The sequence below is a fragment of the Maribacter algicola genome, from assembly GCF_003933245.1.
GTDB classification, from domain to species: Bacteria; Bacteroidota; Bacteroidia; order Flavobacteriales; family Flavobacteriaceae; genus Maribacter; species Maribacter algicola.
Genome location: NZ_QUSX01000001.1, coordinates 2,009,369 through 2,023,129, shown reverse-complemented (window position 1 = coordinate 2,023,129; position 13,761 = coordinate 2,009,369). Strand labels below are relative to the sequence as shown.

The window sequence follows — 13,761 nt, the reverse complement described above, 5'->3', positions numbered from 1 at the left end:
AATAATGAAAATACTTGTTCTCAATTCCGGAAGCTCCTCGATTAAGTTCAAACTATTGCAAATGCCTTTGGAAAAGATGATTTGCTCCGGAATGGTGGAACGTATTGGTTATGAAGATGCTATTTTGAGTATTAAAAAGGATGAAATCAATATTCAAGAAACCGTTCCAATAAAGTCGCATCGTGAAGGTTTAAGTATCATTGTCAGTTATTTGACACATCCAGAAAAAGGGGTAATTAAAAATCCGCAAGATATCTTTGCGGTGGGTCACCGTGTCGTACATGGTGGGGATTCCTTTGCGGAAACGACCCTAATCAACGGGGCTGTAAAAGATGAAATAAATTACTATTCTGCATTGGCCCCATTGCACAATCCACCTAACCTGGAAGGTATTGAAATCGCAGAAAAATTATTTCCAACGGCAAAACAGGTGGCTGTTTTTGATACGGCCTTCTATCAAACCATGCCTGTTAAGGCTAGAAAATATGCTATTCCCAATACATTTTATACCGAGGACAACATTAAGGTTTATGGATTCCACGGTACCAGTCATAAATACGTTTCCGAAAAAGCCATAAAATATCTTGGCCGGGAAACCTCAAAAATAATATCTGTTCATTTAGGAAATGGATGTAGTATGACGGCTATAGTTAACGGTAAAAGTGTGGACCATAGTTTGGGTTTTGCCCCTTCCAATGGATTGGTTATGGGCTCAAGAAGTGGAGATATAGACCATTCCGTTATATTTCACTTGGTGGATGGTTTAGGTTACTCCCTAAACGAGGTAAAACAATTATTGAATAAAAAAAGTGGAATGCTTGGCCTAACAGGATCTAGTGATTTACGGGATATACAAGCAAAAGCTGAAGAAGGGGACAAAAACTGTCAATTGGCACTTGAAATGAACGCCTACCGAATTAAAAAATATATTGGAAGCTACACTGCGGTGATGAACGGACTCGATGCTCTCATATTTACTGCCGGTATTGGTGAGAACTCCAGTTTAATTCGAAAACTTACCTGCTTGGACATGGATTATCTGGGTATTAAATTGGATTCGGTCAAAAATGAAAAACGGTCAAATGTATTACGAGAAATTAATACCGATTCCTCTCAGGTCAAGATTTTGGTCATTCCTACTAATGAGGAATTGGAGATTGCAAAACAAGTATTTAATTTGATTTCTTAGTCATTAATTATTTCTTTTAACAGTACTATTACTCCTTCCTCGATTTGTATTGTTATTTTGATGATCACTACTAATATTCTCCTCACTATAATTTTGAATTCTTTCATAACGCGAGCGCGCTTATTTAGCATTATTGTACCTTGATGGCAACTCATTACTGTGTACCCAAACACCTCCCTATGATGATACCCCAAAAAATAGAACATTGAAGTAAACTATGGGGCGGACTACGAAAAAACGGATACTGAAATTGCGAGAGCGGCTGTGAATGCCTTAGAATGGAATAAAGCTATACCCAAAGTAAAAAAATGGTATTTGCGGAAGATGTTTATATTCATTTGTCAGGGCAAGTTTCTTGGGATTATCAAAGGAAATTGGCCCAACTTATTTTACAAGATCCTTTAGGGATAAGAATAGAAATAGTACCTAAAACAAATGCAAATATTATTGAGAGTCAAATAACAAAAGCCTACGAGCGCTTGGCCGGTCTTGAAGCTAAGGGAATACGCGTACAGGTAGATGGTGATACGGTGCAGCTTAAGGGTAGAGTACATTCTTTTAAGGAACGGGAACTTGCAGATAAAACCGCTTATAAAGCACTTGGTGTACGGTATGTTCAGCATGATATTGTCGTTCAGTACTATGCTGAATTTTTTTAGAAAAATATAGGCAAAATGACCTAGGTCATTTTGTATAAACATTTAGCACTGTATTTTAGCTGTATATTCAAAAGTAAAAGTTCATTGATAAATTTAATACACTTAGTAATCGATTTCGAAAACTAAGTTGTTAGATAAGAAGAGGTTAAGGACACCCATTTTAAACCGTTTGTATCACCAAGGGATATAGCAATATATTCCATATGAATCAATGTAAGTGGAGATTGAGTTGAAGAACATCTTCTATGAAACCGAGGCACCTTGGTACCTCGGTTTCTTTTAACATACGAAATTGGTCTATAGTTCCGAAAGGAAAAATGGACCATAGTGTAACGGAAGATACCGTTAATGCTAAAATCGTCTTTTAGGTCATTTTAGAAATAAAGCGATTTACGAGCTAGATAGAAAGCATAAACAAATTTGAACGTTTCACGGAAAACAGGAGATTTTAGTCTCCTGTTTTTATATGCCTTATAGACAAATTATACCTCAAAAATCTTGGTTAGAAGTCGTACAGAAAGCAATCTTAATTTCTTGCTGATATGGTCTTCTGTTAAAAATCCTTTTTTGTCAAAAGCTATAGCCTTCATATGGTATTATTCCCAAATGCACGGGAATTAAAGGAATATCATTAGCGCACATTTACAACTATAAGGATTTTATAAAACTCCCGCAAATCATCAAATTCGAGAAGCATGACCAAAATCATTTCAAGTACATTATTTCCAACCTATTTTTAAGTAGAATTTTAATGAACATAGTAATTTAAAAATCAAAATTATGACAAACGATAACGGAAGTGTTTTACTGGCACTATTAACAGGTGCCGCCATAGGCGCGGGAATAGGAATTCTTTATGCTCCCGATAAGGGCGTTGAGACACGCCATAAAATTAAAAGGAAGGTTGACGATACCGCTCACGATCTTGCAGAGCGTATAACTCATGCCAAAGAAGAACTTACAAAAACAGCAAACGAAAAAAAGGACGCTTTTGATAGAAAATTGGATGAAGCCATCTCAACAATGAGCTACAAGGCAGATGATATTATTGAAAATCTAGAGCGTAAACTCGAAGAGCTTAAAAGGAAGAACGCCCAACTACAAAAATAGCGGCTATGGCTTTTGATGAATTCAAAGAAGACCTCATGGGTGCGCAAGCCGAAATGAGGTCTTATGTGGAAACTAGCGATGAGTATGTGAGACTAAGGATTTTCAAGATTCTCATGCTCTTTGTTACCTCTATCACGCAATCCCTGCTCATTGGTATAGGTTCCGTTTTTGCTTTACTCTTTTTATCGTTCGCCGCCTGTTTGGCAATATCAGAATCGTTGGACAGTTACTATGGCGGTTTTATCATAATTGGTACTTTTTATGTACTCGTAGGAATCATGCTTTATATTTTCAGGAAGAAACTTAACGCTCCTATCCTAAGGAAATTTTCTAATTATTATTTCGAACAACCATGAAAAGGGAGTATAGTTCATTTGAGGAAGTAGATACCCGCTTAAAAATATTAAAGCTGCAGCGGGAAATAAGTCTAGAAAGCCTTAAAATTCATTATCACCGAGCCAGGACAGATTTAGCTCCTTTGAATTTAATTAAAAGCCTAGGGTCGAATATTGGAACCACCGGTGGATGGAAAAATTTAATAGTGGCATATTTTGTAAAAAAAGTAATGGATTTGATTCGCAATAGACGCCAATCATAAATTCAGTTTTTTTATCCGGAATCCGCAACGGTTTCTAGTTCTTTTTTGTTCAAAATAACAATTCTTCTGCTACGATCTGTGGTGATTAAGCCTTCATCCTTAAAATCAGAAAGGGTACGAATGGCCGTTTCAGTTGCTGTACCTATCATGCCGGCAAAATCCTCACGGGGAATAGACTTTCCATCTTCTGGTTTATCTTTGATCAATCCCTTGTCATATAGCTCTAATAGAGCCTTTGCGGCACGTTGTCTCACTGATGCAAAGGCCATGTCTACCAACTGTGTTTGAACGTCAATTAGATTATTTGAAATGATATTGATGAATTTTTGGGATACCATAGGGTTTTCGTATAACAGTTTTAGGAAGTCCTTTTTGGGTATCGCACCAATTTCAGCATCCTCCAAAACAACTGCATTCTCTACATATGTCCCGGCCACATTGAGCAGTGATAATTGTCCTATAAAATCACCTGGGCCATAAATTCCAGTGACAAGTTCCTTACCAGATTCGGTACCTTTATATGTTTTTATAGATCCAGCTACAATGAAATAAAGAGACTGAGCATTATCGCCTTCCCAAAAAACCATTTCCTTTTTCTCAAAAGGCCTAGCGGTGCGGTTTTTAGAAAGTCCTTCCAAATCAACATATTCTGAAGCCTCCACTAGAAATGAATGGATACCCTCTAGTTTTTTTGTAATTTCCTTTTCTAAATTATCATGCTTTTTTAAACGACAAGAAATCGCATCCAATAACTCTTCCTCTTCAAAAGGTTTGGTCAAATAGTCATCGGCACCAAGGTTCATCCCCATTCGTCTATCAGACCTATCTGTTTTTGCCGTTAGAAAAATAAACGGAGTACTTGATGTTCCACTGTTGTTGGTTAAAGACCTTAGCACCTCATATCCATCCATTTGTGGCATCATGATATCACAGATAACTAAGTCAGGTAAAAATTTCTTGGCCTTTTCCAATCCAATTTTTCCGTTCTCTGCAGTTATTACGTTATAATTGGCCAAAGTCATTATTTCTGCCGTATTCTCCCTTACAGTTTCATTATCCTCTATCAATAGAATTGTTTTCATTTTCTTCTAGCTTTTTAGGAATCTATTTAATTAAAGTACATCTATGTCGTTTTTAATGGATTAACAAATACTTCCTTTGGTTAACATGCTATACATTTGATTCTTTACATCCTAATTCCGGCTAATACCATTACACTGATTAGGAATTTACTTGGCGAAGAACTTGTTGTAAATTGTTTACTAAATATATTACGGATTTATAGGGAAAGAAATGATTTCGGTCATACCAATACTAATAAGACTAAATATGATGATTGTCATTTTAACCAAGGAGCTAACAAGGTATTTTTGCGCGAGCTTCAATTAAAACTATATGAATGTTGGTTTGGTACTATCAGGAGGAGGCGTTAGGGGCGTAGCTCATATTGGTGCCATCAAGGCACTCGAGGAATTTGGGATCCACCCATCCCATATTGCCGGAACCAGTGCAGGAGCCATAGTTGGCGCACTATATGCCGGGGGTAGCCATTGGGAAGAAATATTGGATTTTTTTAAATCAACACAAATTTTCAGCATTAAAAAATATGCACGAAGCAAACCTGGATTTGTAGATACTGAAAAATTCTATGATCATTTAAAAGTCTATCTTCCAGAGGATAACTTTTCATCCTTAATGATATCCTTACATGTTACCGCAACCAATCTTTTGGATGGTACCTTAAAAATTTTTAACAAAGGTGAGTTAATTAAACCCATTTTGGCTTCTGCAGCCGTACCTGGGTTATTTGCACCTGTTCCTTTTAAGAACGGCTATTATGTTGACGGTGGCACTTTGAACAATTTCCCGGTCGATCTTATCAAAGACTTTTGCGATCAGATTATAGGAATCTATGTGAATCCTTTTGAAAAGATGAAGAAAACAGAGTTGAAGCATGCCCATAATGTATTGGAGCGTGCATACCATATAATGGTTGCCAACGAAACTGTGCTAAAATTTGGTCAATGTGATGTTCTGATACGTCCAGAGCGCATGGCAGAGTTTAGTATGTTTTCCCTAAAAAATATAGATGCTCTTTTTGAACTGGGGTACAAATCCGCCAAAGAGGCCCTAGTGCAAAGTAACATTGTTAAAGGTCCCTAAAACTAGATGATTCAAAATTCGACTAGCAACCTGATTTAAAATTTTTCAAGAATCTATAGCCCCTTATTAAACTGCCCTTGCACTTAAGGAGCATACCACCTAAAAATAAATTATGGGAAACCCATCCCAAATGAATCCATTATAAATAATAAACTAATGGATTATTCGAGAGGGGATTACTTTTGATAAAAGTTTATCAGGAAAATTTATTTATGAAATCTGTACCTTTTTGGGAGGTGTTTTTTTTGCGTCTTCCTTTTTTGCTAGAGTGAAGCTTAAAATACCATCTTTATACTTTGCTTTAATAGCTTCTTGTTTTACACTTTCAGGCAATTGCAACGAGCGTTGAAAAGCGTTGTAACTAAACTCTTTTCGAGTATAGTTTTCCTCCTTCTCCTCATCAGAAACAGACTTTTCAGCGGAAATATTCAAACAACCGTCTTCAATGGTAACTTCAAAATCTTCTTTGGCAAAACCAGGTGCCGCCAATTCAATTTCGAACGTGTCATGGTTTTCCTTAATATTCAAAGCAGGTTGAGATCTCTTACCGTTCCAGAATTGATCGGGCATCATATCCCTTGCCCAACTTCGGTTATCAAAGAAATCGTCCATATCAAAAAAATCTTGGGTAATCAAATTACCAAAAGGCCTTCTTTTAAATTTTACGAGTGACATAACATTTTTATTTTTAAGGTTAAACATTAGTTTTATAAATCGAAAATAGTTGCTATTTGCACTTATCAAAATGATGTAGGTCAGTCCCATCTATTTTTTTGCCTTTACATTTGAGAAAACAAAAAACGGTATGTCCGCACGTAAATTTGACATTAAAGGATTGACAGATTTGGAAGTTGAGACTTCCAGAAAAAGATACGGATCAAATACCTTGACCTATAAAAATGAAAATGGCTTTTTTGATGCACTAAAAAGTTTAGCCAAGGAGCCCATGGTCATCTTGCTTTTAGTAGCCTCGTCCATCTATTTTATGAGCGGAAATGTAGGGGATGGTGTTTTTTTGGCGGTAGCGATTGTTTTAGTAGCCTCTATTTCACTTTATCAGGATTCTAGAAGCAGAAAGGCACTTGATAAGTTAAAAGCACTTACACAACCCAATTGCAATGTTATAAGGAACGGAGAGGTCATTGGAATACCTAGCGAACAGGTTGTTATTGGGGATAGTCTTATGGTCGAGGAGGGTACCTTAATCCCTGCCGATGGAACCATTATCCATTCCAATGATTTTTCCGTCAACGAGTCCATTTTAACAGGAGAATCCCTTGCTGTTTTTAAGGACTCCAAAAACGACGATAATTCCATTTTTAGCGGTACAACGGTAGTGAGTGGCTTGGCCATTGCAACCGTAGTGGCAATAGGGAATAATACGGAACTGGGGAAAATAAGTAAAAGTCTGGAGGCTATCCAAGAAGAAAAAACACCCCTAGAAAGACAAATCTCAAATTTTGTCAAAAAGATGTCCATCTGGGGGGTGGTCGTCTTTTTTTTGGTATGGGCAATGAACTATAATAAATCCATGGATTTGATGGATAGCCTTCTAAAAGCCCTTACCATTGCGATGAGTATTCTACCAGAGGAAATACCGGTAGCTTTTACAACCTTTATGGCGGTGGGTACATGGCGCCTGATGAAAATGGGGGTATTGGTAAAACAAATAAAAACTGTTGAAACCTTGGGCAGCGCCACGGTAATCTGTGCGGACAAAACCGGTACCCTTACACAAAACAAAATGAGTTTGGCAAAGCTTTTTGTATTACAATCTGGAGTAATATCAGACCCCAAAAATGAAATGGGCCAAGCCGAGAAAGAATTGATTACACTGGCCATGTGGGCAAGTGAACCAATTCCCTTCGATCCTATGGAAGTCGCACTCCATAATGCTTATGGTCAGTTTATAGATAGTGACGAGAGATTAAATTACCAAATGGTGCATGAATACCCAATTGGAGGTAAACCGCCAATGATGACGCATCTTTTCCAAAATGCAAATGGCCATCGTATCATTGCGGCCAAAGGAGCTCCTGAAGCATTTTTTGAAATTTCAAATTTAACCACACAGGAAAAGTCCCAAATAGAGGAGACCATAAAAAGTTTGGGAAAACAGGGCTATAGGTTATTAGGGGTGGGACAGGCTCATTTTATGGGTATGGAATTTCCTAAAAAACAACAAGAATTCAAGTTCGATTTTAAAGGAATCGTAGCCTTTTATGATCCACCTAAAGAAAATATATCCAAGGTATTGACCTCTTTTGATAAAGCTGGAATAGATGTAAAATTGGTTACCGGAGACAATTCAGAGACCGCAATTGCCATAGCGAAGGAAATTGATTTTATTGGATATGAACGATGCATGTCCGGCGATGAATTAATGCAATTAAATGATGTTGAATTAAGGGAAAAAGTTAAAACAACCCAGGTTTATACACGTATGTTTCCTGACGCCAAGCTCCGAATTATCAATGCTATTAAGGCAAATAATGAGGTGGTAGCCATGATTGGTGACGGGGTAAATGACGGCCCTGCTTTAAAAGCGTCACATTTTGGAATCGCTATGGGTAAAAAAGGAACGGAAATTGCCAAACAGGCCGCATCGTTAATATTAGTGGAAGATGATCTTTCCAAATTAGTAGATGCCATAGCTATTGGTAGAAAAATTTATACAAATCTTAAAAAAGCCATTCAATATGTTATATCCATCCATATTCCAATCATATTGATGGTATTTATCCCTTTGGCGCTAGGGTGGCTCTATCCCACGATTTTTTCACCTTCCCATGTTATTTTGCTAGAATTGATTATGGGCCCCACCTGTTCCATCATCTATGAAAATGAGCCTATGGAAAAAAACACCATGGTTCAAAAACCCAGACCCTTTACCACCACATTTTTTAAGTTTAAAGAGTTGGCAACAAGTATAACACAAGGACTCACCATTGCCCTAGTGGCTCTCCTGGTGTATCAATACGCCGTGGCGGAAGGCTTGAACGAATCTACTACCAGAACTATGGTATTTATTGTTCTTATTGCAGCCAATATCTTTCTCACTCTTGTCAATCGTTCCTTTTACTTTTCAATCCTTACAACATTGAAGTATAAGAATAATCTGGTGCCGCTGATTATTGGTATCACCATCGCCATTGTAGTATTGTTACTTTACATTCCTGCATTCACCCGTTTTTTTGAATTTGAAATGCTAACACCAAAGCTATTATCGATAAGCGTACTTTCAGGATTTGGATCGGTAATCTGGTACGAATTGGTTAAATGGGGCAAACGAATAAGCTGATTCAAGATTAATAAGTACTTACAGTTTCATTCCAAAAGCCAAATCACCTGCATCTCCTATACCCGGAACAATGTACCCCTTACTATTTAGTTTTTCATCTATGGCGGCAATCCATAAATGCGTATTTTCAGGAAAAATTCTTGTAATATGTTCGATTCCAGCTTTTGAGCCAATTACGGAAAGGATATGAATCTGATCTGGTTTTCCATGATCCTTCAAGGCCTCAAGAACATTTTCCAAAGTCTTCCCTGTAGCTAACATAGGGTCGGTAAGCACCAAAGTTTTGCCGGACAAAGAAGGAGCGGCAAAATATTTCACAATAACTTCAAAAGCATCCTCATCGCCCCTATGATGACGATACGCCGAAATGAACGCATTCTCGGCACTATCAAAATAATTCAACATACCTTGATGCAACGGCAAACCGGCCCTTAGCACTGAACATAATACCAGTTTATCCTTTGGCAAGGATATTTCCTTACTTCCAAAAGGTGTTTGTACCGTGGTATTGGAATAATTTAAATTTTTACTCAACTCATAACTAAGAATTTCTCCAATTCGTTCTATGTTGCGCCGAAATCGCATGGAATCCTTTTGGATGTCGGTATCCCTGATTTCCGCAATAAATTTATTTAAGAGCGAGTCTTCCTTACCAAAGTGATGTACGGTCATTGTAGAAATATTTTACTCTAAAGGTACAGATTTGAATAGGATATATTCTCCAATATTGGTCCTATCAATGACACCTGCCAACATGCCGTCATCCATTACCGGGAAAAAATTTTTCTTTTCTTTTGCGAACAGTTCCAATACTTTTACTAGTTCCATTGACGCATCTACCGTCTTAAAATCTTTATCCATTACATCCTTCACTACAAGCAACGGGGTGTTTGCATGTTTTAGGACATGCTTTTGGGTAACTATTCCAACTATTTCATCCTTATCCATAACAACAAAATCCTTTTCGGCGCCAGCGAGAGTGATATCCATCACGTCCTTTATTGTATGGATAGGACTTATCAATGTGATATTCGTCAAAGTTGCCTCCCTTACCAAATGACCTTCCAATAATGAATTTTGCTTTACCATTTGGTTCTCGCCATAAGCTCCAAATAAGATAAAAAAGGCAATTAAAATCAAAAACGGATTAAATAAAAGTCCAAGAATAAAAAATAGAATCGCTAGGCCCTGACCTATAGAAGAGGCTATTTTAGTAGCTTCTACACGACCTATTTTAAAGGACAATAATGCTCTTAAGACCCTACCCCCATCCATTGGAAACGCAGGAATTAAATTAAAGACCACCAACATTACATTGGCAACAAAAAGATAAAATAAAAAATTTTGGAATGTGGTTTGATACAAAACTTCCTCCAATACGATGGCATCAAAGTTAAAATAGCTTTTTATGGGAACTACCAAAAAAATTAAAATGGCAATAACCACATTAACAGCTGGTCCGGCAAGGGCAACCAACAGTTCCTGCCTAGGTTTTTCTGGCATCTTTTCCAACATGGCAACTCCGCCAATAGGTAAAAGTGTTATTTTTTGGGTGTTGATATTGAATTTTTTTGCGGTTAATGCATGACCTAATTCATGAAGTATAACACAAATGAACAACACTACAATGAGGGCTTCATTAAGTAGTATTCTATTGAGATTAGACCCTCGCTGTATCTCCAGGAAAGCGACCCAAAACAACAATAGGGTAAACGTCCAATGTACTTCTATCTTAATCCCAGAAATACTCCCCAATTTTAGAACCCCTTTCATATTGTTTTGTTTTTAGACGAAAGTATTCCAGAGGTACTTTTTCAACAATGACATTGGTCATATGAGACCATTTGACATACTACTATATTTGAGAAAACACAGTTAAAATAACCCACAATATGAATAGGATAATAACATTAACTGTCAACCCGGCCATAGACAAAAGCACTACTGTATCTGGAATAAAACCAAATAATAAATTAAGATGTAGCCATCCCGTCTATGAAGCTGGTGGTGGGGGCATTAACATTTCTCGAGTGCTTCTCGAACTGGGCGGAACCTCCTTATGTATGTATTTGGCAGGAGGACCAACTGGAAGCCATTTAAACGATATGTTAGTTGATTTTGGTATTCCACAACTAGTAGTTCCCATAGAAGGGTGGGTACGTGAAAACTTTGCGGTAACAGATACTTCGAATAATGAACAATATCGTTTTGGGATGCCCGGACCCATGATCAAAGACCAAGAATGGAAAAAGACTTTGGAGCAATTGGAAGCCGTACTCACAGAAGGCGATATTTTGGTGGCCAGTGGAAGCCTATGCCCTGGTATGCCTACCGATTTTTTTGCCAGAATTTCCAAAATTGCCGGAGATAAAAAAGTGAAATTTATTCTGGACACCTCAGGGGAAGCCTTGTTGAAAGGAGCACAGGCCGGAGCCTATCTGCTAAAACCCAATCTAGGAGAACTCGCTACACTCTCTGGAGTAGAAACGATCTCTTTTCTGGAACTGGAATCTATCGGCCAAACTTTTTTAAAGAATAATCCTTGTGAAGTATTAGTGGTTTCCCTGGGGCCTCAAGGTGCCGTAATGTTTACCGCTCAATCAATTGATTACATTTCTGCACCCATAGTGTACCAAAAAAGTACTATTGGTGCTGGTGATAGCATGGTTGCAGGAATGGTTCTTGCACTTGCCCAAGGAAAATCATTACTGGAAATGGCCCAATATGGGGTTGCTTGTGGAACTGCAGCCACTATGACCGATGGCACCCAATTGTGTAAAATTAAGGATGTGGAGGAATTAAATGATTGGATATGCTCCAATTCCAATACATCTCAAAAAATTAAAATCAACGCCTGAAGCAAAACATATTCAAGACAACTACCATGGGAACATACCAAGTAGAAAAAATTGATAAAGATTCTAGAGCAAGATTCATTAAAAATTTACTGAATGATATTCAGGCATTAAAAATCATGCTTAGAGATGGTATGATTGAAAGTGAGGTTATGCATATTGGTTCAGAACAAGAGTTTTGTTTGGTTGATGAGAACTGGCGTCCTACCCAAGACGCGATAAGAATCCTAAAGGCTATTGACGACTCCCATTTTACGAACGAAATTGCCCGTTATAACCTTGAAATCAACTTGGATCCTGAAGAGTTAAAAGAGAATTGTTTCTCAGTGATGGAAAAAGAACTTAGGTTATTACTAAACAAGGCAATGCAGACCGCCAGCAAATATGATAACAAAGTTATATTAACTGGTATACTGCCAACAATTACCACACAAGAACTTTCCATGGAGTTCATGACACCAAACATCCGCTACGAACTCTTAAACAATGCAGTAAAATTACTACGTAAAAAAGATTTTGAAATGCACATTCGTGGAGTAGACGAACTTTCCATTCACCATGACTCAGTTTTGTTTGAGGCTTGTAATACCAGTTTTCAAATGCATCTCCAAATTGCTCCAGATGATTTTGTAGCCAGTTATAATTGGGCTCAGGCAATATCAGGCCCCATACTTGGCATAGCCACCAATTCTCCTCTTTTGATGGGACGCGAACTATGGAGTGAGACACGCATTGCCTTGTTTCAACAGAGTATAGATACAAGAAGTTCCTCCTATACCCTTCAAGACAAACTGGCCAGGGTCACCTTCGGTAATTCATGGGCATCAGGGTCTATTATCGATATTTACAAAGAGGACATCGCTCAATATGAAGTTATGTTGACCAATAATGTGGAAAAAGATTCGCTCTTAGAATTAAAAAAGGGAAATATTCCAAAATTAAATGCCCTTAATTTGCACAATGGCACTATTTATCGTTGGAACCGTCCATGTTATGGAGCGACTGAAAAGAATGCCCATATCCGGATTGAAAACAGGTACCTCCCTTCAGGACCGACAGTTCTAGATGAAATGGCAAATTTTGCGTTTTGGGTAGGGCTTATGAAATCCAGACCCGCGGAATTTGACGACATTACCAAAGTCATGGACTTTAGGGATGCCAAGGATAACTTTATTAAGGCGGCCAGGAATGGGGCCGCAAGCATAATGTTATGGAAGGGCATTGAGATATCAACAAGAGATTTAGTTATTAAGGAATTACTCCCACTTGCATATGAAGGATTAAAAAAATGCACTATCGATTCAAATGACATCCATCGTTATTTGGAAGTTATAGAGAGAAGGGCCAACGGAAATAGTGGTGCAAGATGGAGCGTTTTAAATTACCGTAAACTCAAAAAAAATATGAAACAAGACGATGCGGTTATTGCTCTAACGGAGGCAATTTACGAAAACCAGCAAACATCATCCCCTGTTTCAGAATGGCCAATGATTCCTAAAGAGTTTAAGGTTCGATCCAATGCCAGACTGGCAAAACACATCATGTCCACCCAATTGCTCACCGTCAACGAAAACGATATGGCAGATATGGCCACCACCATAATGAACTGGAAGATTATTCATCATGTTCCAGTACTGGACGACAAGAATGAACTTTGTGGACTCTTGACTTGGAGCCATATGACCGAATATCTAAAAGAGCAGTCAGATTTTACCACCACCAAGGTAGGAGACCTGATGGTAAGGGAAGTAATATCAGTAACTCCAGAAACCGATTTGGAAACTGTTTACGAGTTACTTGAAAAAAATCACATTGGCTGCTTACCAGTAGTAAGCAAAAGCTCCCTTATTGGTATTATTACCCTTAAAGATATGACCACAATATAA

Annotated in this window: 13 protein-coding genes; 9 read left to right on the top strand and 4 right to left on the bottom strand. The window is 37.8% G+C overall.

The genetic code is table 11. From position 1 onward, the window contains the following. Nucleotides 1–4: 4 nt before the first annotated feature. The 5 genes from DZC72_RS08575 (at nucleotide 5) to DZC72_RS08555 (ending at nucleotide 3,556) form a co-directional block, all read left to right on the top strand. Entirely contained in the window at nucleotides 5–1,189 is a 1,185-nt protein-coding gene (locus tag DZC72_RS08575; protein ID WP_125222414.1) for an acetate/propionate family kinase, read from the top strand. 308 nt (nucleotides 1,190–1,497) lie between these two features. Next, complete coding sequence (locus tag DZC72_RS08570; protein WP_125222413.1) at nucleotides 1,498–1,848, top strand: BON domain-containing protein; 351 nt, start codon at nucleotides 1,498–1,500, stop codon at nucleotides 1,846–1,848. A 780-nt stretch (nucleotides 1,849–2,628) separates the two neighbouring features. Next, nucleotides 2,629–2,958, top strand: coding sequence for a YtxH domain-containing protein (locus DZC72_RS08565; RefSeq protein WP_125222412.1), 330 nt, complete (start codon nucleotides 2,629–2,631; stop codon nucleotides 2,956–2,958). 5 nt (nucleotides 2,959–2,963) lie between these two features. Then, nucleotides 2,964–3,314: a hypothetical protein gene (locus tag DZC72_RS08560; protein ID WP_125222411.1), complete on the top strand. Its 351-nt coding sequence runs from the start codon at nucleotides 2,964–2,966 to the stop codon at nucleotides 3,312–3,314. Next, on the top strand, nucleotides 3,311–3,556 hold the full coding sequence (locus DZC72_RS08555) for a DUF6327 family protein (protein ID WP_125222410.1): 246 nt from the start codon (nucleotides 3,311–3,313) through the stop codon (nucleotides 3,554–3,556). The genes DZC72_RS08560 and DZC72_RS08555 overlap by 4 nt, the downstream gene beginning before the upstream one ends. A gap of 11 nt (nucleotides 3,557–3,567) precedes the next feature. Here the strand turns inward: DZC72_RS08555 and DZC72_RS08550 are convergent, their stop codons facing one another. Next, a complete protein-coding gene (locus tag DZC72_RS08550) occupies nucleotides 3,568–4,638 on the bottom strand; it encodes a response regulator (protein ID WP_125222409.1) in 1,071 nt (356 codons plus the stop codon). Between the two features lie 313 nt (nucleotides 4,639–4,951). Here DZC72_RS08550 and DZC72_RS08545 point away from each other — a divergent pair, with 313 nt between their 5' ends. Next, nucleotides 4,952–5,719, top strand: coding sequence for a patatin-like phospholipase family protein (locus tag DZC72_RS08545; protein ID WP_125222408.1), 768 nt, complete (start codon nucleotides 4,952–4,954; stop codon nucleotides 5,717–5,719). A 210-nt stretch (nucleotides 5,720–5,929) separates the two neighbouring features. Here DZC72_RS08545 and DZC72_RS08540 read toward each other — a convergent pair whose 3' ends face one another. Beyond that, entirely contained in the window at nucleotides 5,930–6,394 is a 465-nt protein-coding gene (locus tag DZC72_RS08540; RefSeq protein WP_125222407.1) for an Hsp20/alpha crystallin family protein, read from the bottom strand. A 130-nt stretch (nucleotides 6,395–6,524) separates the two neighbouring features. Here DZC72_RS08540 and DZC72_RS08535 point away from each other — a divergent pair, with 130 nt between their 5' ends. Next, on the top strand, nucleotides 6,525–9,020 hold the full coding sequence (locus DZC72_RS08535; protein ID WP_125222406.1) for a cation-translocating P-type ATPase: 2,496 nt from the start codon (nucleotides 6,525–6,527) through the stop codon (nucleotides 9,018–9,020). An 18-nt stretch (nucleotides 9,021–9,038) separates the two neighbouring features. Here DZC72_RS08535 and upp read toward each other — a convergent pair whose 3' ends face one another. Continuing rightward, nucleotides 9,039–9,692 carry a uracil phosphoribosyltransferase gene (gene upp, locus DZC72_RS08530; RefSeq protein WP_125222405.1) on the bottom strand — a complete coding sequence of 218 codons (654 nt, stop codon included), beginning with the start codon at nucleotides 9,690–9,692 and terminating at the stop codon, nucleotides 9,039–9,041. A 12-nt stretch (nucleotides 9,693–9,704) separates the two neighbouring features. After that, nucleotides 9,705–10,793: a site-2 protease family protein gene (locus DZC72_RS08525; RefSeq protein ID WP_125222404.1), complete on the bottom strand. Its 1,089-nt coding sequence runs from the start codon at nucleotides 10,791–10,793 to the stop codon at nucleotides 9,705–9,707. A gap of 119 nt (nucleotides 10,794–10,912) precedes the next feature. On the opposite strand from DZC72_RS08525, the gene DZC72_RS08520 reads away from it, so the two are divergent. After that, on the top strand, nucleotides 10,913–11,878 hold the full coding sequence (locus tag DZC72_RS08520; protein WP_125222403.1) for a 1-phosphofructokinase family hexose kinase: 966 nt from the start codon (nucleotides 10,913–10,915) through the stop codon (nucleotides 11,876–11,878). Nucleotides 11,879–11,904: 26 nt separating this feature from the next. Next, nucleotides 11,905–13,761 (top strand): CBS domain-containing protein, encoded by a 1,857-nt coding sequence (locus tag DZC72_RS08515; protein ID WP_125222402.1) that lies wholly within the window; start codon nucleotides 11,905–11,907, stop codon nucleotides 13,759–13,761.